Annotated in this window: 18 protein-coding genes, 3 tRNA genes and 1 pseudogene; 8 read left to right on the plus strand and 14 right to left on the minus strand. The window is 53.4% G+C overall.

What is annotated here, in order from left to right:
* From AACT07_RS13740 to AACT07_RS13750, 3 genes and pseudogenes are all read right to left on the minus strand, one after another.
* A pseudogene (locus AACT07_RS13740) lies at positions 1 to 314 on the minus strand (hypothetical protein); the annotation flags it as partial.
* Between the two features lie 21 nt (positions 315 to 335).
* Entirely contained in the window at positions 336 to 860 is a 525-nt protein-coding gene (locus AACT07_RS13745; protein ID WP_069528335.1) for a hypothetical protein, read from the minus strand.
* Between the two features lie 12 nt (positions 861 to 872).
* Positions 873 to 1,091, minus strand: a complete 219-nt coding sequence (locus AACT07_RS13750; RefSeq protein ID WP_069528337.1) for a hypothetical protein — start codon at positions 1,089 to 1,091, stop codon at positions 873 to 875.
* A 140-nt stretch (positions 1,092 to 1,231) separates the two neighbouring features.
* On the opposite strand from AACT07_RS13750, the gene AACT07_RS13755 reads away from it, so the two are divergent.
* From AACT07_RS13755 to AACT07_RS13765, 3 genes are all read left to right on the plus strand, one after another.
* Positions 1,232 to 2,053, plus strand: a complete 822-nt coding sequence (locus AACT07_RS13755) for a hypothetical protein (RefSeq protein WP_069528339.1) — start codon at positions 1,232 to 1,234, stop codon at positions 2,051 to 2,053.
* Positions 2,054 to 2,121: 68 nt separating this feature from the next.
* A complete protein-coding gene (locus AACT07_RS13760) occupies positions 2,122 to 3,021 on the plus strand; it encodes a hypothetical protein (RefSeq protein WP_069528341.1) in 900 nt (299 codons plus the stop codon).
* A gap of 54 nt (positions 3,022 to 3,075) precedes the next feature.
* Positions 3,076 to 3,861, plus strand: a complete 786-nt coding sequence (locus AACT07_RS13765) for a hypothetical protein (protein ID WP_139123837.1) — start codon at positions 3,076 to 3,078, stop codon at positions 3,859 to 3,861.
* A 415-nt stretch (positions 3,862 to 4,276) separates the two neighbouring features.
* Here the strand turns inward: AACT07_RS13765 and AACT07_RS13770 are convergent, their stop codons facing one another.
* From AACT07_RS13770 to AACT07_RS13790, 5 genes are all read right to left on the minus strand, one after another.
* Positions 4,277 to 5,647: a hypothetical protein gene (locus AACT07_RS13770; RefSeq protein WP_069528343.1), complete on the minus strand. Its 1,371-nt coding sequence runs from the start codon at positions 5,645 to 5,647 to the stop codon at positions 4,277 to 4,279.
* Positions 5,648 to 5,908: 261 nt separating this feature from the next.
* Positions 5,909 to 6,367: a HEPN domain-containing protein gene (locus AACT07_RS13775; protein ID WP_139123838.1), complete on the minus strand. Its 459-nt coding sequence runs from the start codon at positions 6,365 to 6,367 to the stop codon at positions 5,909 to 5,911.
* Between the two features lie 87 nt (positions 6,368 to 6,454).
* A complete protein-coding gene (locus AACT07_RS13780; protein ID WP_069528345.1) occupies positions 6,455 to 7,087 on the minus strand; it encodes a hypothetical protein in 633 nt (210 codons plus the stop codon).
* 647 nt (positions 7,088 to 7,734) lie between these two features.
* A tRNA-Asn gene (locus AACT07_RS13785) sits at positions 7,735 to 7,810 on the minus strand.
* A gap of 4 nt (positions 7,811 to 7,814) precedes the next feature.
* Positions 7,815 to 7,890: transfer RNA gene (locus tag AACT07_RS13790), tRNA-Asn, on the minus strand.
* A gap of 487 nt (positions 7,891 to 8,377) precedes the next feature.
* Between AACT07_RS13790 and dauA the strand changes: the two genes are divergently transcribed.
* The 4 genes from dauA (at position 8,378) to htpG (ending at position 13,442) form a co-directional block, all read left to right on the plus strand.
* Positions 8,378 to 10,114 (plus strand): C4-dicarboxylic acid transporter DauA, encoded by a 1,737-nt coding sequence (gene dauA / locus AACT07_RS13795; RefSeq protein ID WP_069528347.1) that lies wholly within the window; start codon positions 8,378 to 8,380, stop codon positions 10,112 to 10,114.
* Between the two features lie 183 nt (positions 10,115 to 10,297).
* Positions 10,298 to 10,385, plus strand: a tRNA-Ser gene (locus AACT07_RS13800).
* A gap of 372 nt (positions 10,386 to 10,757) precedes the next feature.
* Entirely contained in the window at positions 10,758 to 11,360 is a 603-nt protein-coding gene (recR, locus tag AACT07_RS13805; RefSeq protein WP_019444931.1) for a recombination mediator RecR, read from the plus strand.
* A 168-nt stretch (positions 11,361 to 11,528) separates the two neighbouring features.
* Positions 11,529 to 13,442 (plus strand): molecular chaperone HtpG, encoded by a 1,914-nt coding sequence (gene htpG / locus AACT07_RS13810; protein ID WP_069528349.1) that lies wholly within the window; start codon positions 11,529 to 11,531, stop codon positions 13,440 to 13,442.
* Positions 13,443 to 13,547: 105 nt separating this feature from the next.
* Here the strand turns inward: htpG and AACT07_RS13815 are convergent, their stop codons facing one another.
* The 6 genes from AACT07_RS13815 to pspF form a co-directional block, all read right to left on the minus strand.
* Positions 13,548 to 14,333 (minus strand): peptide ABC transporter ATP-binding protein, encoded by a 786-nt coding sequence (locus AACT07_RS13815; RefSeq protein WP_005333681.1) that lies wholly within the window; start codon positions 14,331 to 14,333, stop codon positions 13,548 to 13,550.
* A gap of 34 nt (positions 14,334 to 14,367) precedes the next feature.
* A complete protein-coding gene (locus AACT07_RS13820) occupies positions 14,368 to 15,366 on the minus strand; it encodes a peptide ABC transporter ATP-binding protein (RefSeq protein WP_069528351.1) in 999 nt (332 codons plus the stop codon).
* Positions 15,366 to 16,259, minus strand: a complete 894-nt coding sequence (locus AACT07_RS13825) for an ABC transporter permease subunit (protein WP_069528352.1) — start codon at positions 16,257 to 16,259, stop codon at positions 15,366 to 15,368. Before AACT07_RS13825 ends, AACT07_RS13820 begins: the two co-directional genes overlap by 1 nt.
* A gap of 35 nt (positions 16,260 to 16,294) precedes the next feature.
* A complete protein-coding gene (locus tag AACT07_RS13830) occupies positions 16,295 to 17,254 on the minus strand; it encodes an ABC transporter permease (protein WP_021231386.1) in 960 nt (319 codons plus the stop codon).
* 2 nt (positions 17,255 to 17,256) lie between these two features.
* Positions 17,257 to 18,852 (minus strand): ABC transporter substrate-binding protein SapA, encoded by a 1,596-nt coding sequence (gene sapA, locus AACT07_RS13835; RefSeq protein WP_069528353.1) that lies wholly within the window; start codon positions 18,850 to 18,852, stop codon positions 17,257 to 17,259.
* A 108-nt stretch (positions 18,853 to 18,960) separates the two neighbouring features.
* Positions 18,961 to 19,989 carry a phage shock protein operon transcriptional activator gene (gene pspF, locus AACT07_RS13840; RefSeq protein WP_069528354.1) on the minus strand — a complete coding sequence of 343 codons (1,029 nt, stop codon included), beginning with the start codon at positions 19,987 to 19,989 and terminating at the stop codon, positions 18,961 to 18,963.
* 196 nt (positions 19,990 to 20,185) lie between these two features.
* Between pspF and pspA the strand changes: the two genes are divergently transcribed.
* Entirely contained in the window at positions 20,186 to 20,872 is a 687-nt protein-coding gene (pspA, locus tag AACT07_RS13845) for a phage shock protein PspA (RefSeq protein ID WP_005361184.1), read from the plus strand.
* Positions 20,873 to 20,874: the final 2 nt, after the last annotated feature.

A 20,874-nucleotide genomic window follows, 5' to 3' on the forward strand; every position in this document is an offset into this window, starting at 1 on the left:
TTGAACAGGCCAGAGGTAAATGCCTTATCCGGCTGTTGCTCGTTTAGCAGATCCACTACTTGCGCCAGACCGAACCACTCCTTGGAACAGAGGCCCCCGCCGCTACTACCAGTGAGACGGATCAATAGTTCAGCCTGTTCGGGTTCATGGCCAATCTCATAGCCCACGGTAGTTGTAGAGCCAGGCGAGAGCAGGGTGGCTACGCCACTGACTAAGACCACTTTGGCTGGTGATGCTTGTATGCCATCAAACTTGGCTGTGGCTGTCGTATTTACTTGCTGTTTGGCTGCTTGCTTATCGGTTTTGGTGTTCATGCTTAGCGTCCTTCGAGATAGTCAGATAGTGGATTTCAGGTAGATAGTGGTGCCCAAATCAGGCGAGGTTTGATCTGGCTTGAGAGCAAAGGCCAGATGCTGGAATACAGGAAGTGGGGCAGACAAGGCATCAAACGGTGAGCCATAGCCAGAGAAGCGATATGGCTCCCATGTTTCGGCAGCAGGGAGGGGTAGCCAGAAGACGGCATCTTCGGCACAGTCGATCAGCTTGATAGTTCCTGCAGCTAACCGCCAGTAGTCGGCGTAGTAACCGTTGTCGTCATCCCGGACTGACTCGCCTGTGTGGGAAGCTATCGAGATCAATACTTCAGGCGCTTCGCTGTGCAGGGACTTGGCCTTGAGCACGGTCGCCTCTTTGATCACGACCAGCAGCACAGGCTGATTTTCATCTGGCAGGAACTCAGGAACATACATACCGTTTGTAATGACCTCCTGCATCAGCAAGCTCAGCGTTTGCCAGCTGTAGGCATATCCCTTGAGCGTCTCGTGGGAGGCGTATTTCCCTTCTTGAATGAACTCATCCATGGCTAAGCTCCCTCAGTCTGCTGGCCCAGTGATATAGCCGATAGTGCCGCCGATGATGGTGCCTGCAACAGCTCCAGGGATACCGCCTTTGGCCCCGACGCCAGCTCCGGTGATAGCGCCTTTGATTGCTCCCTTGGTGCTGCCCTTTACCGTGAAATCGATACTGCCGTCTCTCATGGGTTTGATGCTGATCGCGGCTACTTGTTTGCGCAAAATCTGGTGGATAAACATGTTCTGTCCTTTGGATCGTGGATATGAAAAAGGCCCTGAGTGGTTAGTTCTGGGCCTGATGTTCTGGATGAACATGGTTTTAATATGTGTTTGAAAATGTTAGTGTTTCTGCTGTGACTTAATAAAACAGAGGATGTTGTATGAGTGCAATATTATCTGGAGACAATATTGGCAATGCAATTTTGATAGCTATAAAAAGAGGGATGATTCTAGTTGTCACATCAGGTTTAATCACGAACGCTTTATATATATATGGTATCGGTTTTTATCAAGGATATATATCGAGGCTTGGTTTTGACTACACCTTATTTTCTATAGAGTGGAGTGATGCTATTCTTTGGACATATAAAGCGAGTCAAGATGTTGGCCTTGAGTCTATTAACCTCCTCAATTTATTTGGTGTTAAAATATATTTAATTGGGGGTGTGCTCTCCTATATTATAATTAGAGTGTGGATCGCATTATCTCCTTTGGAGAAAAATAAAAAACAGGTTGATAAATATGAAGTGAAGAGGTGGCTTGCTAGGATAAGGAATAGATGGCCTCGTGCATTTAGTATTATCCAATTAATTGCAATTAAAGAAAGTGCTTTATTTGCCTTTTTTGCATCGTACTTCTTTATATTTTTTATGTGTTTGCTAGTTTTGTTTGTCATAGTGTGGGTCTATTTTCCATATTTTGGTTCTTTACATGGTGAACGAGTTGCAGAGCAGCGAGAAAAATATTTTGAACGTCATTTATGTGTGTCTAAAAATGATTATTGGAGCCAATGTGTTTCTGTAGATGATAAAGAAAGCAATACTGTGGTGTATGGACGGTTGTTGTTTAAAAAGGAAAAACTATTAGGGATTATGACAACGAATGGACCAGTAACCATAACCCAGCCTGAAAATATATCGTTTAACACTCTTAAAAACTCTTGCTATATGAATCAGGAGTGTATGGATAAAATAATTGATTGATTCGTTGTTCACTGTGTGAATAATTATGTGTAGAAAAGTTGATGAATGTTCATTTTAAAAGGACAAAAATGGCTAATTCAATGATATTTTCAAAAGTAACCGATGCCTTTGTTTTTGGAACCTATCTTAGTAAAGTAGTGTTTGTGGTAGGCTTTGTATTTTTAATAATTCACTCTGGGGATGTTGGGGTAACCCCGAGAGGAATGACAATTAATGATGCCATACCTTTGGTTATTGTTGTTTTTTATTTTTCATTGCTAATGTTAGTTATTGGGGCACTTCTTTTTTCTATAGGCGTTATAGTGTCACCAGTTATTTCTGTGTGTCTATCATTAGCTAGGAAATTCAATAAAGTAGAGACTGTACGCTTTAAATTGGTTCCGTTTAGCCCATGGCATATATTGCCGGCACTCTTGGGTGTGATATTTATATACAAGTTTTACACACTAAATCATGAAGTTGTTTGGACGTTACCTCTCATGCCTATCATTATTTATTTAAGTGTATCAGGAATACTATATTATAAGGAGCAGCTAGCAGAGACAGAAAGGGGGCGGGAGTCTTTTTCATTGAATAAAAAGGCTTATGATATGAAAGGACTCAAAAATATGAAGGATGGAGTAATGGTTCTTTCTTTTCTAACTGCATTTGCGTTCTTGTTTCTTTCTGGTGTATCTAAACCCATTTTAGAACGCTCCTTTGAGCTTGCTGGGGTGAAGATTAAATCGGCAACAGTTTACATTAAAGAACCCTATGGCGAAGTGCTTTCCGAGTTAGGGGTGTTAGGTGAGCTATTGCCAGGTGGCATAAAAAAATATGATGGCGTTGATATATTGGTGCGAGGGGTTGGCCGGGTCTCAATATTCCGAGTAATTGACAGGGATAATATGGTTCAACTGGTTGAGATTCCTGAGGAGTTTTATACATTAAAGCTTGTAGCAAATGGTGATAAGAAAAGCATGAAGTAAGTATATAAAATTCATTAGGTTTTATGTGTTCAATGTGACAGATTAGAGGATGATGTGAGCAAGTTAATAAATATAGGACAGTGTGCGTTATGCAACACACAAAAAGAGCTAGTCAATAGTCATTTCATACCAAAGCATACATATAGGAAAATGCGTGATAGGGTTAAGCCTGGACATGCGGTCATGCTAATAGATGGTGAGGGAAATAACTCTACATCTAATCAAATAACACAGAGGTTATTATGTAATGACTGTGAACAGCTTTTGCGGGAGAATGGTGAAGATTTTTATTCAAAAAATGGATACTGGTCAGATGGTCAGCCACCAAGGATTCTTGAAAGTATTGTTAAAGACCTACAAAAACAAGATGTGATAAAAAGTGGCTTATTAAGCACTGAGTCTGAAAGAAAACTAGAATATTTCGTGTCTAGTATCTTTTGGAGGGGGACATTTTCTTGGCCTAAATATAAACCTATAACAGTACCTGAAAATATAACTGAAGAAATGAGGTCTTTTCTTCTGGAACTGACACTGCCACGAGCCTATAAAATAATTGTTATCCCCATATATAGAGAAAATTACTCAGTGTCATTTCCCTTTGGGTGGCTATCTTCGAATGGAGATATGCAATACTTCTTTTGTATCGAGAGTCTTGGTTACATGTTAATGAGTAGTGACGTTTTTAAATGGCACTATCCTACGCTGGACTCAGAATCATCGGTCATTTTTTATATAAGAGACGACGCCTTTATTGATAGCTACTTCACAATGTTTGAATGCAACTATAATCGTAGTGAGAAAAGAGGGGGAAAACCACATGATATATCTTGGCTCAAGTAGTCTCTTATAAAAATCACTACCACTATAGTGTCGGTGTTACGAACTGTCATCATCGACACGCTTTACTAATATTTTTTCGACGTCAAACCACACAATCATAACCGCCCATTTAATTTTAATACAATCCAGAGAATGACAAAAGAAAATACAGTTATAACGTTAGCTATGAATGAAACGCCAACCCATACTTTGACTTTATATGGTACGGTTTTTAGAGACCACTTTTTGAAAATTAAGTAATATCCATATCGATGAAATCTAGAATATTGAAGATATAAAAATTCACTTTCATGCTCCGGTTTTATAGACCAATATTTGTCAATCTTACGCGTGAAATTCATAATAAATAAAGAGTTTATAATTAAGATGACTAGCCATGAAACAAATGTAAGTGCAATTACGTCGGCTTGAGTCATTATTTTTCACCAACCATTCTGATAACCTCGTATATACCATTGGTTGTAGCTTCAGCAATTTTCCCGGCAGCATTACCAACGAGATCACCACCGTAGTATCCGCCAACTACTGCTCCAGAAACAGCAACTACAGCAACAACGGGGGCAGATAGAGTTCCACCAACCACTATTGCAATCGTGGTTGCGCCAGTGACGGCAAGACTTGCTCCAGTAGATGCCCCCCATGAGCCTCCGATAAAGCTACCATATACACGTCCTGCTTCTCTGGCGGAGATTGAAAGACATTGCTGCCCTATGCCATCGGTACATGCCTTAGATGCGGTATTCAAAGCACTAAATGAATCCAGCCCCACACTAACCCAACCTAATTTATTTACACCTTTTACATAAGTTGAAATGCTTTTTAGTCTGTATCCTAATGCAGGGACCTCCCCGTAACGAGATACTGTTCGCCAGTTATGAGTAACCGACTTCGTCGATAGACCTAGCCTGTGCTTTAGTTTGTCATACTGGGGGATTTTGACACTGGACATTGTCATTTTTTCTAAAATGTTATCCAGTTTATTGAATAATGCTTGTCGCTGGGAATAAAACTCAGGAGCAAGTCGACTTCCCTTGGAGGCTTCAGCATGAGTTACATATAGTAGATTAATCTGATTAAGTGTGTTGTGTAGATCTGTTAGTCGCTGACTTATAGCGGTACTTATCCCACCAAATGCAGCTGATGGTGTCGACAGATCTTGTGCTGCGAGATAATCAAATAAATCAATATGCGCTTTTAATATTTCCGCTTCTGCAGGTGTTAGTTTCTGAATCCCTGCACTGGCCTCCTTGGCCTGAGTTTTGAGCAGGATCAACCGATCCTTCTCCGCCAAGGTCTTTGGCTCATTAGCTAAAATAACAAGCTCGCCAGGCAAAACCATATCCTGAAGATGTTCGTTGTTGCGCTCAAACATAGATTGTTGCTGGAAGTTGGCTTCCGGCCCGTACAGCTTTTTGTAGATAGCGTCTTTGCTCTGGTGGTGTTCATTCCAGTAGTAGCCAACGTCAAACTCTTCAATGACTGGTTCTTGAGTCTTTGGCATCAACTTACTGAGAGTCGGCTCGGGTTCTGGTATCGGTTCCGGGCGGTAAGGTGCAGAACCAAAGCCACTTGAGGGAGTCTTCTTAGCTTCATAGGCTGCCTCAACTGTGCGACGGAACTCGTCACTTCCATTTACCTGTAACTTCCCATCGACCACGTTTACGCAGCTATCTCTGGTTGATCGGCTCACAGCTACACGGCTACCATCCCTAGAACTGCCTTGGTCTGGGCCTAGTATTCTCAAGAACTCATCCTGGGTTAGCTCGCCAATACTCTTGGTTGCCATGCAAACAACTCCTTTTAAACGCAAAGGTTTTTGTGAGCAGGCAGTCTGCCATACTTTGGGTTTCATTCAAAACATGGGATACCCAAAGGAGACATTTCTGACAGAGATGGCAGGGGGAGCTGGGGGAGGGGGGATTACTGGAGATCTTGCGTGAAATTTGCCGACGGTCGCGTCGGCGTGACCGTCCGACGTCTCGTCGGCATCGACGCGATTTTTTGTGCAGTAAACGTTTTTTGTCAGATGATAACTTGATCTGTACAACTATGTTGTTGTTTGCTCGGCATATTTATCGACCAACTCCGCCACAAAAGGCCAAGAATTTTTGCATAGTTCAACATCACGGACTCTGGACGGTGACTTTTCTCCATGCACTAAATTGCACCGAACTTGATAAATCACCATTAGAATAGATTTCAGCTTTGATAAGGGACAATTTGAGGTGTTATAATTATTTATGTCTCTTTGAGAGCTTCTTCTATTACCCCGCATATCAATAACGGGACGGGACATGAAATAGTCTATTTCCGGCTTGTGATTATCAAGTAATGCTTGCGCAAATGCAGCCTCAACTTTAGCATCAATTAATGCTTTAATCGCATTACGTTCTGAACCTGTATGGTAAGCACCATATAAATTATTAAAACCCATCCAGCAGTTATATAAACAATCTATTGGGTCATCATGATTCAAACCTCGTTCTAACCACTCTCTTGCTTTCACTGTATTCCCTCCATATCTAACTCCCCGTTAAGTTTACGTATCTCGGACGCAAATGTTACGATCCAGATGAAATACATCACAACAACTCTACACGTGTGAATCTCTCTTAGGGTTTTTATTTTTTCTATTAATGGTGACATTGGCGACGTCTATTACTACTTTGGCGATCGAGTCATCCCACCCACTTTCCACTAAACATTCCACATCAACTTTGTCTGAATACTTTAGGATCAACAGCAATTGAACCACAAAACAAAAACTAATTCTCCAATCTCGTCCTACCGCCTGTTTATGCTGATCGTATAAGTCTTTAAAAAAATCATCTATTTCAGGTTCCATCTGCTCTATAATAGATTTTAGGTCCGCGATTCTCATGATACCAATGTGCTGAGAGAACTTAATAAGCTTGTCCAATCCTTCATCTGGAAAGTCTTCCCAAAAGCCTTGGTTGAGAGCTTTTATGTAGATTTTCCTTATAGATGGCGATCGCCAAATCATATCCATTAACTCTTTTCTGTTTAAGTCAACTTTATTTTCTAAGGTTTGTAATTTTGCAAGGTTTTTTGCCAAACTTTGATGTGAAACCCCATTCTTTTGAGCTGCGGCTAAAACTGATAGGTTGTGGCATAATGCATCGACCATAGCATTGATAGATTCTGCCTTAATTCTTGGCATAAAGTTCTCTGCCAATTCTCTTAATTGATCTTCGTTTAATTGCATTTTCGATCTCCTGTTGCAACCCTTAGGGGGGAAGTTACCGTATTGAGATTGATCATGCAACCCTAAGGGTTGAGTTTTTTTCAGTGAACCCAAATGGGGTTACTGAAAAATTTTCCGTGAAAGTTGCCGACGGTCGCGTCGACGTGACGACCCGTCACCTCGTCGGCATCGACGCGACTTTGCACAACTCCTGGCAAACTCAGCTACAGCCCAAGCGACCGGATATGCCCCAGAGGCTGCTCCGGCCTTACCGCTAACCATTCCTCTTCCCTTGTCCCTCCTGAGCGTCTCCATCTTTCAATCCGCGTTATCTGTACGCCAGAGTCGCCTGCTCCGGTCTGACCATCCCCATGGTCTCTCAGCAGAAAGACCGGAAGCTGTGACCGGAGGGGGTTTCTGGGAGTATTTACGTAAGGGGAGGGGATGACGTCTGGTTTTGGCTAGATCCTGACCCATTCGCCAGCTGAGCTGACCGGATAGGAACCGGAGTCATCGTTAGTTAACTTTAAGTTGAGAGAAAACAGGGAGAGTGGGTGGTTTAGAGCGGAGGAGTGTGCGAGAGCAAGAGGTGGGGGATAGCTAGCTCGGCTTGAAACAATGGAGAGATGGATATGAAAAAGCCCAGTTCGAAAACTGGGCTTCAAATGTGGCTCCCTCGACAGGACTTGAACCTGTGACATACGGATTAACAGTCCGCCGTTCTACCGACTGAACTACGAGGGAAAAGTGGCTCCTCCTACTGGACTTGAACCAGTGACATACGGATTAACAGTCCGCCGTTCTACCGACTGAACTAAGGAGGAATTGCCTGTCTCGTTAAGACGGGGCGAATATTAATGACCAGGGCGGCGGGTGTCAACCCGCGAATTTCCCGAAAACCGGATTTTCGGACTTTTTGCCCAAAAGTTGCGCTTTGCGGTTTATTTTCAGCACAATCAGTCCCTTGCCATCGAAGCCCCCAACCGGCGCAGGGGTTATTGGCTCGGTTCGCATCAACCTGATGATGCCAGCATTATGTCGCGAACGTGCTGGCAACTAAGTGAGGCTCAAATGGTAATCTTTGTGGCAAAAAGGGGGAGAGCAGGAGCCAAGATCGGCGATTTGGCGGCAAATAGGCCAAATAATGGGTGAGCGCGCGTTTCATTGATCCTGCCCATCGAAAAAATGGCCCGTCTGGAGTAAGGTTACGCAGGATACCATCGCCGCGTCGACAGCCCTGCCGGCCCTTGATGATGATCGGGCGCCGGATCTCTCCGGCCTTTATCTCCCTCTTCTGGTATTACGATATACATGCACAAGCAAGCCTCTTTAAATAGCGTGAAGCTCGCCATAGCCTTACGCCAGTCCTGTATTGATGAACCCTACAGCATGGCCCGCTTCGGCCGTGATCTTATCGCCGGTGTGACGGTGGGCATCATCGCCATCCCGCTCGCCATGGCACTGGCCATCGCCAGCGGCGTGCCGCCGCAACACGGTCTCTATACCGCCATCATCGCCGGTATCGTGATCGCCGTGACCGGTGGCTCCCGTTACTCCATCTCCGGCCCGACCGCTGCCTTTGTAGTGATCCTCTACCCGGTCGCCCAGCAGTTCGGGGTTGGCGGTCTGTTGATGGCGACGCTCATCTCCGGCCTCTTTCTGGTGGCGATGGGGATGGCCCGTCTTGGCCGCCTTATCGAGTACATTCCCCCGTCAGTGACGCTGGGCTTTACCGGTGGTATCGCCATCGTGATCGCCACCTTGCAGATCAAGGACTTCTTTGGCCTGAGCGTGCCCGAGATGCCGGAAACCTATCTGGGCAAGGTCGAGGCGCTGGCCGCCGCCCTGCCAAGCTGGCAGTGGGGCGATACCCTGGTGGGGGTCGCAACGCTGGCCGTGCTGCTGCTCTGGCCGCGCCTGCGTCTGCCGGTGCCCGGCCACTTGCCCGCGGTGCTGGTCGGGGTGGGTCTGGGTTTTGGCCTCCATTACTTTGGGGTGGACGTGGCCACCATCGGCAGTAAGTTCAGCTATACCCTGGCCGATGGCACCCAGGGGATGGGGATCCCGCCCATCGCGCCGACCCTGGTGATGCCCTGGGCCTTGCCCGGACCGGATGGCTTGCCAGTTGAATGGAACCTGGCGGCTGTTGAGCGGCTGCTGCCTGCCGCCTTCTCCATGGCGATGCTGGGGGCGATCGAGTCGCTGCTCTGCGCCGTGGTGCTCGATGGCATGACCGGTCGCAAACACAGCTCCAACGCCGAGCTGGTGGGGCAGGGGCTTGGCAACATCTTCGCCCCCTTCTTTGGCGGCATTACCGCTACCGCTGCCATCGCCCGCTCTGCCGCTAACGTGCGTGCCGGCGCTACGTCCCCCATCTCGGGGATCGTCCATGCGCTGGTGGTGCTGGCCGCCATTCTGGTGCTGGCCCCCTGGCTCTCCTGGTTGCCGCTCTCGGCCATGGCTGCCTTGCTGCTCATCGTGGCCTGGAACATGAGTGAAGCGCACAAGGTGGTGGAGCTGATCCGTCGCGCCCCCAAATCCGATGTGCTGGTGCTGCTGGTCTGCCTGTCGCTCACCGTCATTTTCGACATGGTCATCGCCATCACTTTCGGGGTGATCCTGGCATCCCTGCTCTTTATGCGCGAAATCGCCAAGATGACCAAACTTCACGATTTGGCCGAGCACAAGCGCTATGCCCATGAGGTGCCGGACAACGGCCTGCTCTACAAGATCAACGGCCCGCTCTTCTTCGCAGCGGCCGAACGGGTCTTTGCCGAGCTGGAAGCGCAAGTGAAAGGGCACCAGGTGCTGGTGTTGCAGATGGAGGCGGTTTCCATCCTCGATGCGGGCGGCCTGTCTGCCTTCCTCCACTTTGGCAAGCAGATGGCTAAAGCCGGTGTCGAGTTACGGGTGGCCGAGTTGCAGTTTCAACCGCTCAAGACCCTGGCCCGTGCCAAGGTGCGACCTCAGCCCGGCAAGCTGGAATTTTACGGCTCGCTGGAAGAGGCGCTCAAAGGTGAACATTTGCACGAAGCGGCAGTAAATTGATTGAAAGGGATACGAAACGGCATATTTTTGGTCACTTGGTTCGGATATTGAGCAAACGAACGCAAAAAGTAAAAAATTGCATTGACCAAAAGCCATCGTATCCCTTACATTACGCCCCGTCGCCGCGGCATGATCCGCCAGCGAATGTGCAGCTCAAGCACATAAAGCAGTGAGCAAAAATTTGGTGAGGTGTCCGAGTGGCTGAAGGAGCACGCCTGGAAAGTGTGTATACGGCAACGTATCGAGGGTTCGAATCCCTCCCTCACCGCCAAATTGCAAAAACCGACCTGATGGTCGGTTTTTTGTTTTTAAGCGCCATCCTGATGTAGGTGCCAGCAGTGCGGAGCGAAAAGCCCCGCTTGGTTTGTCCTGTGTCGCGGCTCGTCTTAAAAAATGGCAATGCAGAATAGTCGGTGATTTGCTGCTGCGAATTTAACGCTCACACCACATGCACTGCCAGATTGAAAAGCCCTGATGTTTCCATCAGGGCTTTTTGCTATCCGCGTTTTTGCGAGCACTGTGGGCAAGCCGATGGCGATGGGCGGCGGGCTCGGGTATAGTCCTGCGCCAATTGCGTTATCCTGTTTTGCTGACCCGTCGTGGCCTTGGTGGTGGCGAGGGGCAGGCCTGTGTAAGGAGTGTTATGAAGTTCAGTCCCCTGCTCGATGAGATGATGAAAGCCCTGCAGGTATTGCCGGGGGTGGGGCCCAAGTCTGCCCAGCGGATGGCCTTTACGCTGCTTGAGCGTGAGCGCAGCGGCGGCTTGCGGTTGGCCCAGCTGCTCTCTCGCGCCCTGACCGAGATTGGCCACTGCAGCCACTGCCGCACCTTTACCGAGAACGACCGCTGCGATATCTGCGCCAATCCCAAGCGGGAAGAGAATGGCCTGCTCTGCGTGGTGGAGAGCCCGGCGGACGTGGCGGCCATCGAGCAGACCGGTCAGTTTTCCGGTCGTTACTTTGTGCTGATGGGCCATCTGTCGCCGCTGGACGGCATCGGCCCGGAGGAGCTGGGGCTCGATATTCTCGAGCGCCGTCTAAAGGAAGAGCACATCAGTGAGCTGATCCTCGCTACCAATCCCACCATCGAGGGGGATGCCACCGCCTGGTATATCGCCGACATGGCCCGTGCTGCCGGGGTAGAGGTGAGCCGCATCGCCCACGGCGTGCCGGTGGGGGGCGAGTTGGAGCTAGTGGATGGCACCACGCTCTCCCACTCCCTGATGGGGCGCCAGCGCCTCAAGTAAGGGGCGGGTGGCGGCAGGCAAGTCGCGAAAAACTGAACATAAAATCGGCGGTTACACGCCAACAGGGGGCGAATGAGCAGGATTGCACATTCGCCCCCTTGATATTTGGATCGCTGTCCCCATCTAGGTTGGGCATATGTTCAACCCGATGTTTCTGAGGATTGGTCCATGACCCAAAGTGTTCATGCCGAAACCCACGGCTTTCAGACTGAAGTCAAACAACTGCTGAGCCTGATGGCTCACAGCCTCTACTCCAACAAAGAAGTATTCCTGCGCGAGCTGATCTCCAACGCCTCCGATGCGGCGGACAAGCTGCGCTTCAAGGCGCTTTCCGATGCCTCTTTGTTCGAAAACGACGGCCAGTTGCGTGTGCGTCTGGTGGTGGACAAAGAGAAGCGTACCCTGACCATCTCCGATAACGGGATCGGTATGACCCGTGATCAGGTGATTGAGCACCTGGGTACCATCGCCAAGTCCGGCACCGCCGAATTCTTCAAAAACCTCTCCGGCGATCAGGGGAAGGATTCCCAACTGATCGGTCAGTTCGGGGTCGGCTTCTACTCTGCCTTTATCGTGGCCGACAAGGTGACCGTGGTCTCCCGCGCCGCCGGTACTGCTCCGGAGCAGGGCGTACAGTGGGAATCTGAAGGGGAAGGCTCCTTCACCGTCGCTGACGTAACCAAAGAGGGTCGCGGTACCGACGTCATCCTGCACCTGCGTGCCGAAGAGGATGAGTTCCTCGACGACTGGCGTCTGCGCTCCGTGGTGGGCAAATATTCCGATCACATCAGTGTGCCGGTCGAAATGTTCAAAGAGGGAACCCCGGACCGGGAAGAGGATGGCGAAACCATCGTCGGCACCCCGGGCGAGTGGGAACAGGTCAACCGCGCCACGGCACTGTGGACCCGCAACCCGAAAGATATCAAGGACGAGGAGTATCAGGAGTTCTACAAGCACGTCGCCCACGACTTTGAAGCTCCGCTGCTGTGGGGCCACAACCGGGTGGAAGGGGCGCAGGAGTACACCAGCCTGCTCTACGTACCGGCCCGCGCACCGTTCGACCTCTACAACCGCGAGCAGAAGCACGGTCTGAAGCTCTACGTACAGCGCGTCTTCATCATGGATGACGCCGAGCAGTTTATGCCGACCTACCTGCGCTTCGTCAAAGGGGTGCTGGACTCCAACGATCTGCCGCTCAACGTCAGCCGTGAAATCCTGCAGGACAACAAGGTGACCGCCTCCCTGCGCAAGGCTTGCTCCAAGCGCGTGCTGACCATGCTCTCCAAGCTGGCGAAAGACGATGCCGAGAAGTACGCCAAATTCTGGAAAGAGTTCGGTAACGTGCTCAAAGAGGGTCCGGCCGAGGATTACGCCAACCGCGAAGAGATCGCCAAGCTCCTGCGCTTTGCCAGCACCGCGGGCGAGGGCGAAGCCCAGACCGTCTCTCTTGAGGATTACGTTGGCCGCATGAAGGAAGGTCAGCAGAAGATTTACTACATCACTGCTGACTCCTATGCCGCTGCCAAAAACAGCCCGCACCTTGAGATCTTCCGCAAGAAGGGTGTCGAAGTGCTGCTGATGTGGGAGCGCGTGGACGAGTGGCTGATGAGCCACCTGACCGAGTTCGACGGCAAGCAGCTTATTTCCGTCACCCGTGGCGAACTGGATCTCGGCGATCTGGAAGATGAAGCCTCCAAGCAGGCGCAGATCGATGCCGAGAAGGCCAACGCCGGTCTGGTGGAGCGGGTCAAGAAGAGCCTGGGCGATGCGGTGAAAGAGGTGCGTGTCACTCACCGTCTGACCGACTCCCCCTCCTGCATCGTCACCGATGCTTACGGTATGAGCACCCAGATGATCAAGCTGATGCGTGCGGCCGGCCAGCCGGTACCGGAGCAGAAGTACATTCTGGAGCTCAACCCTGACCATGCGCTGGTGAAGAAACTCGACACCATTGAAGACGAGGCACTGTTCGGTGAGTGGGTCACCCTGCTGCACGAACAGGCCCAGCTGGCCGAGCAGGGCGGGCTGAACGATCCGGCGAGCTTCGTCTCCCGCATCAACCGTCTACTGCTGCAAGCCTAAGCAGCAACGCCGGTAACAGAAAGCCCACTGCATGCAGTGGGCTTTTTTGATCCCGCCGTGTGAGCTCGGCGAAACACAGCGGTGAGGGAGGTGGCCAGCGCCTCTCTATTTGCGGTATTCGTTGTTGTAGTTCTGGATGAGACGCCGGGTAACCTCATGCTGGGGATCGGCAAATACCTTGAGGGTTTTGCCGCGCTCCACCACCCGACCTTCGTGCATCACCAGCACCTCGTCGCTGATATGGCTGACGATACCCAAATCGTTGGCTACCAGCACATAGCTCAGCCCCATGGTCTCCTGCATCTCCAGCAACAGGTTGATGATCTGGGAGCGTACCGAGATATCCAGCGTGGAGAGCGCCTCATCGGCCACCACTATCTTGGGGTTGAGGATCAGCGCGCGCGCCAGTGCCACCCGCTGCTGCTGACCGGAGGAGAGCATCTGCGGATAGAACAGGGCGTGATCCGGCAGCATCCCCACCATACGCAGGGTCTGTACCACCTTCTCGCGGCGCTCCTCTTCGGTCATCTCGGTGTTGAGACGCAGCGGGGTTTCCAGGATCTGGCCGACCCGGATCTTGCGGTTCAGCGAGGTGTTGGGATCCTGAAAAATCATCCGCAGCAGTTTGCAGCGGGTCTGGTAATCGCCGTGCACCATCAGCTGGCCGTCGATGGCGATGTCGCCGCTGGTGGGTTCGATCATGCCAGCCAGAATGCGGGCGAGGGTACTCTTGCCGGAGCCTGCCTCGCCGACGATGGCGAGGGTCTGGCCCACTTCGAGATCGAACGAGAGGGGCTTGATTGCTTCTACCGCCTGACGACGGAACAGACCGGTGCGGTTCTGGTAGGTTTTGCTAAGGCCTCTGACCTGCAACAGGGATGGCTCGATCACAAGCGGGGCTCCTTCATGGGGGCATTAACGGTCATCATTTTTTTGGCTCCTCCATGTTCAGCGGGAAGTGGCAGCTGAACTGATGGCCCTTGATCTTGTTCATCAACGGAGTCTGCACGCACTGCTTCTGGGCGTAGGGGCAGCGCGGCCCCAGACGGCAGCCGATGGGCAGGTGTTGCAGCGGCGGGATGACGCCGGGCAGGGTTTCGAGGCGCGACTTGTGGCGCACCAGCTTGTCAAAGTCGGGGATCGATTTGAGCAGGGCATCGGTATAGGGGTGGTGCGGGGTCTCGAGGATCTGCTCCCGGGTGCCCACTTCCACCATCTGGCCGCAATACATCACGTTGAGGGTGTCGGTCAGATTGGCGATGGCGGCGATATCGTTACTGATGATCAGGATGGTGGTATTGCCCAGCTTGTTCATCTTGTCCAGCAGTCGCAGGATCTGGGAGTGGGTGGTGGACTCCATGGCGCTGGTGGGCTCGTCGGCTACCAGCAGACGCGGCTGGTTGGCAATGGCCATGGCGATCATCACCTTCTGGCACATGCCATCCGACAGCTCGTGGGGATAGGCGCGCATCACCTTGCGGTGATCCTTGACGCCGACCCGGTGCAGCAGAGCGATGGCCTTTTTCTTGCGCCACTGGAAGCGCTGCCAGAATTGTCCCTCGAACGAATCGGTCGGGATCGCCTCTTCCAGCTGGGTGCCGATCTCCTCGGAGGGGTCGAGACAGCTGATGGGGTCCTGGAAGATCATGGCGATCTCGCGGCCCATGATGCGACGGCGCTCCTTGGGGGCCATGGTCAGCAGATCCATGTCGTTGAAGCGCATCCGGTCGGCACGTACCGTCCAGTTGTCCTTCTCGATGCCGACGATCACCTTGGCGATCAGACTCTTGCCGGAGCCGGATTCACCCACCAGACCGCGGATCTCCCCCTCGGTCAGGGTCAGGCTCACCTTGTCCACCGCCTTGACCTTGCCTTGCGGGGTGTCGATCTCGATGGTGAGATTGCGAATGTCGAGCAGCGGCATCAGTCATTCCCCTCTTTGAGTGCTTCACGAATGCCTTCACCAACTAAATTGGTCACCAGCACGCTGAACAGGATGGCGATGCCGGGCAGGGTGACGGTCCAGGGGGCGAGATAGATGAGGTCGCTCGAATCGGCCAGCATGGTGCCCCACTCAGGTTGGGGAGATTGGGCGCCGAGGCCAAGAAAACCGACCGCCGAGATATCGAGAATGGCCGCCGACAAGGTGCGGGTGGTCTGGGCCACCAGGGTCTCGACAATGTTGGGCAAAATAGCCAGCCGCATGATCCGGAAGGGAGGCGAGCCATCGAGCCGACTGGCAATGATGTACTCCTTCTGCATCTCGGCATGCACCGCGTTGTAAGTGGCCCGTATAAAGGGCGGGATCAATGCCAGGGTAATGGCGATCAGGGTATTGCCAAAACCCGGCCCCATGATGGCGACCATGATGATGGCCATCAGCAGGGAGGGGATGGAGAGCAGGGTATCGAGCAGGTGGTGCAGCACGCTCGATTTAAGCCCCTTGCTCATGCCGCCGAGGATACCGATGGCGGAGCCCACCACCATGGCGATCACCACCACGACCAGCGCATAGCCGAAGGTGAGACGCGCCCCTACCACCAGCCGGGAGAGCATGTCGCGCCCCAGATCGTCGGTGCCGAGGAAGTAGTCGATGTTGCCGGTCGCCGCCCACGAGGGGGCCAGCAGCAGCTTGTCGGTGTGCTGTTCATCGATGCCGTAGGGGACGACCAGCGGCCCCACCAGCGTGATGAGCAGCAACAGCAAAAAGCACCAGAGCCCTGCCATCGCCAGAGGATTGCGGCTGTAGGAGGCCCACGTCTGCTCAAGGGGCGAGAGGATCTTGAGCTCGGGATAGATGTTCGATTTATCTTGCATAGGATACCTGGCTCCTGGTCACGCCATGAGCGCGTTCAATCTTGTTTGGCATACAACTCTTTGCGCCGTGCCGGATAGATAAGGGTGGTCAGCAACTCGGTGCTGACGCTGGTCAGGATCACGAAACTGGCGACCACCAGGGTCGCGCCGCGAATGGCGGCGTAATCCTGCAGGGCGATACTGCTGATGAGCCAGCGGCCGATCCCGTGCCACTCGAACACCACCTCGGTGATCATGGCGGAGGTGAGCACGCTACCCAGTTGCAGACCCAGCAGCGGCAGTACCGGCGGCAGGGCGTTCTTCAGGCCATGGCGCCAGACGATCTGCGCCTTGGAAAGGCCCCGGCTCGCCGCCGCCTTGATGTAGTTCTGCTTCATCACGTCGATGAGGGAACTGCGCACATGGCGGATCACCTCGGTAGTGGGCACCACCGCCAGTACCAGTGACGGGAGAATGAGGTGGCGCAGGGCATCGTGCAGCGCCGCTTGCCGCCAGGGCTCGTTGCTGAGCAGCACATCGATCACCGCGATGCCCGTGATGGGGGGCACGTCGTAGAGCAGGCTGATCTGCCCGGAGGCTGGCAACCAGCCGAGATCCAGCGAAAAGAGCATTACCACAAGCAGCGCCAGCCAGAACACCGGCACCGCATAGCCGATAAGACCGGCAGTCATAATGGAGAGATCCAGCGTCTTGCCCTGTGACAGGGCCGCCAGGGTGCCGAGAGGAATGCCCACCAGCAGCGAGATGGCGAACGCCGCCAGACAGAGGATCAGGGTCGCCGGGAAGTAGTGGCGGATCTCGTCCAGCACCGGCAGCCCGGAGACGCTGGAGAGCCCCAGGTCGCCTGCGAAAATGCGGCGCAGGAAGTCGGGATAGCCGCTCCAGAAGCTGAGCTGATTGCCGATCAGCCGATAGTCCAGCAGGTAGGCGACAAAGGTCAGCGCCAGTAGAGTGATAAGCAGCAGGTTGATGCGGCGCAAGGTGTATAGAAGCATGCTTACTCCCTGTGAGCCTGGTTGAAGGAGGTGCCGCCAAAGGGCATCAGCGTCAGCCCTTCGATGTTGCTGCGGCTGACCTGGGTACGCAAGGCGTGCGCCAGCGGGATCAGCGGCAGCTGTTCGTTGAGCAGGGTCTGGGCATAGTAGTAGTTGCGCAGCCGGAACGAGAGCTGGGGCGTGGTGACCGCATCATCCAGCAGCTGGTCGAAGGCCGGGCTGCACCAGCGGCTGTAGTTGTTGCCGCGCTCCACTGCCGAGCAGCTCAGCAGCTGGCGGAAGAAGTTGTCCGGGTCGGCGTTGTCGGCAATCCAGCCGGAGAGCAAGCTGTCGTACTGCCCCTTGGTGAGGCGCCCTTCGATCACCGGCCACTCCCGTTGCACGATCTTGAGCTTGATCCCGACCTTGGCCAGATCGCTGCGGATCAGCTGGGCGGTCTTGACCGCATCCGGGTTGTAGGGGCGGGCGTCCGGTTGCACCAGCACCTGCATCTCGAACCCTTTCTCCAGTCCCGCCTCCTTGAGCAGCTGGCGCGCCCGTTTCAGGTCGGGTTTGCGCTCGGGCAGGCTGGGGTTGTAACCCCATGAGAGGGTCGGCAACAGGCTGTTGGCGGGCAGGCCGGTATCGAAATAGACCGCCTGCAACAGGTTGTCGATATTGATGGCGCTGGCAATGGCCTGACGCACCTTGACGTTGTTGAACGGCGGCTTGCGGGTATTGAGGGCCAAAAAGGCGACGTTCATCCCCGACTGGACCGAGAGACTGAGCGCCGGATTTTGCTTGATCACCGAGAGCTGACTGGCGGAAGGGGTGCTCATAACGTCGCACTCGCCGGTCAGCAGCTTGGCCAGCCGTTTGGCGGATTTGGGGGTAATGTCGTAGACCAGCTGTTCAATCTTGGCATCACCGCCCCAGTAGCCGGGATGGCGCAGATAGCGAATGAACTCGTTGTGGCGATACTCCTTGAAGCTGAACGGTCCGGTTCCGATAGGGCGGCTATCGAGCAGGGCTGGGGTGCCCGCCTGCAACATCTGCTCGGCGTATTCGGCGGAGAGGATCACCGCATAGTCGCTGGCCAGAGTGGCGAGGAAGGAGGCGTTCGGCTGGTTCAGTTCGAACACTACCGTCTGCGGCCCCTTCTTGCTCACCCGCTTGATCAGCAGATCTTGCCCCAGGCTGTAGAAGTAGGGGTAATCGCCGCCGGAGACATTGTGGTAGGGGTGCTGCTCGTCAAGCTGGCGGGCATAGGTGAAGACCACGTCATCGGCATTGAAAGTGCGGGTGGGCTTGAACCAGGGGGTATGGTGAAACGTCACCCCCTTGCGCAGGGTCAGGGTATAGGTGAGGCCATCCTCGCTGACATGCCAGTTGGTGGCGAGCGCCGGCTCCAGCGCCAGGGTGTTGGGGTTCACCTCCAGCAGGCGGTCGTAGAGCGGACGGGCACTGGCATCCAGTGTCACCCCGGAGTTGGAAACATGGGGATTGAAGGAGAGGGGGGACCCCTCAGCACAATAGATGAGTCCGGTTTTGGAGGCCTCGGGTTGCTTCTGGCAGCCGGTGACCAGCACCAGCAGACCCAGCAGCAAGGGTGTGAGCATTCTCATTGTTGAACCATGTTCTTATAGGGGTTTTGTACGCACGTTTTGATACAAATGTGCCAGCGCGAAGGCTGGCGTGTTGCTGGAGTCGGCATCAACCGCGCTCCTTCACTCTTGTTCTGCATCGTTATCGCCATCCAGCAGCTGATATTTGCGTAGCATGCCACGGAACTGGTGATAGCTTAAGGCCAGCAGTTGAGCGGCTTTGCGCTGATTATACTGGGATTGCTGCATCGCTTGCTTGAGTAAATTAATCTCGTACTCCGCCACCGCCAGCTTGAGATCGAGCGGCAAGGCGAGGGGGGATGCAGATTGTACCTCGCTTCGGTCCTCTTGCGCAGGTTGCGTGACCTGTGGTCGCCAGGGGGAATCAAACGGGTTGAGCACCAGGGTCGAGAGCGGCAACTGGGGATTGCCCTGACGATAGATACTGCGCTCCACCACGTTCTTCAGCTCCCGTACGTTGCCCGGCCAGTGGTAATCCAGCAGCAGCTGGGTTGCCTTGCGCGAGAAACCGGCAAACAGCGGATAGCCCAGCTCCCGGGTCATGCTGTGGGCGAAGTGCTCCGCCAGCATCAGGATATCTTCCCGCCGCTCCCGCAAGGGGGGTAGGGTGATCACATCAAACGCGAGCCGATCGAGCAGATCGTGGCGAAACTGCCCCTTGTCGGCCAGCGCAGGGAGATCCTCGTTGGTGGCGCAGACCAGCCGCACATCCACCTTAAGGGGCTTGGCCCCACCCACCCGCTCGAACTCGCCATACTCGATGACCCGCAGCAACTTCTCCTGCACCCGGGCGCTGGTGGTGGCCAGCTCGTCGAGGAAGAGGGTGCCGCCATCGGCCCGCTCGAAGCGGCCCTGATGGCGTTTGGCCGCGCCAGTAAACGACCCCGCTTCGTGACCGAACAGCTCGGTCTCCAGCAGGCTCTCGCTCAGGGTGGCGCAGTTGATGGTGACAAAGCTTTGATCCCAGCGCGCCGAGAGATAATGTAGGCGGTGGGCGATCAGCTCCTTGCCCGTCCCCCGCTCACCGATGATCAGCACGGGTTTGCGCAGCGGGGCGAGCCGTGAGGCCTGCTCAATGATCTCGAGAAATGCGTTGGATTCCCCCAGCAGGCTTTCCGTGGCCGTGGTCATAGTGATCCCTGTCAGTTGTAAAAGCTGGTCAATCTTACCAAAAGTTGGTGATTTTAATCATCTCTTGCGCGAGGCATCTTGCAATCCGGCTATTCTGCCCCATATAAATCAACAAGTTAAATTTTGTTCCAGATTGGCACACAAGTTGCCATTGTCAATGGAGAAACAACGCCATGCCAATAACAGGAGTGCAATCATGAGTATTTTTTCCCGTCTGGCCGACATCATCAATTCCAACCTGACGGCCCTGCTCGACAAGGCAGAAGATCCCCAGAAGATGGTGCGCCTGATCATCCAGGAGATGGAGGACGAGCTGGTCAAGGAGCGTTCCAATCTGGCTCGCTTCCTCGCCAGCCAGAAAGAGATTGGTCGTCAGGTCGCCCGTCATCAGGAGCGGGTCGACGAGTGGCAAGCCAAGGCCGAGCTGGCCCTGACCAAGGGGCGTGAAGATCTGGCCCGCGCCGCCCTTATCGAGAAGAAGAAACAGACCGAGTTGTCAGAGACCCTCTACCGCGAGCAGCAGGCGGTCGATAGCGGCATCGAGAAGCTGGGTGAAGAGATCCGTCAGCTCGAAGCCAAGCTGGAAGATGCCCGCGCCCGTCAAAAGGCGATGGCCATTCGCACCGAAGCGGCCAGCAGCCGTCTCAATGTGCAGAGCCAGGTAGCCCGTGGCGAGAGCCAGGCGGTGGTGAGCAAGTTTGAGCGGATGGAGCGTCGCATCGACGAAATGGAAGCGCGCGCCGATCTGGGTCAGTCCGACAAGGCGCTGGCGCAACAGTTTGCCGAGCTGGAAGTGGACGATCAGATAAGTCGTGAGCTGGAAGCCATGCGCCAGAAGCTGGGCCAGGGCGACAGCAAAAGCGAAGGCAAACAGGGGGAGTAACA

The sequence above is a fragment of the Aeromonas sp. ANP5 genome (assembly GCF_963870295.1).
Taxonomy (GTDB): Bacteria; Pseudomonadota; Gammaproteobacteria; order Enterobacterales; family Aeromonadaceae; genus Aeromonas; species Aeromonas veronii.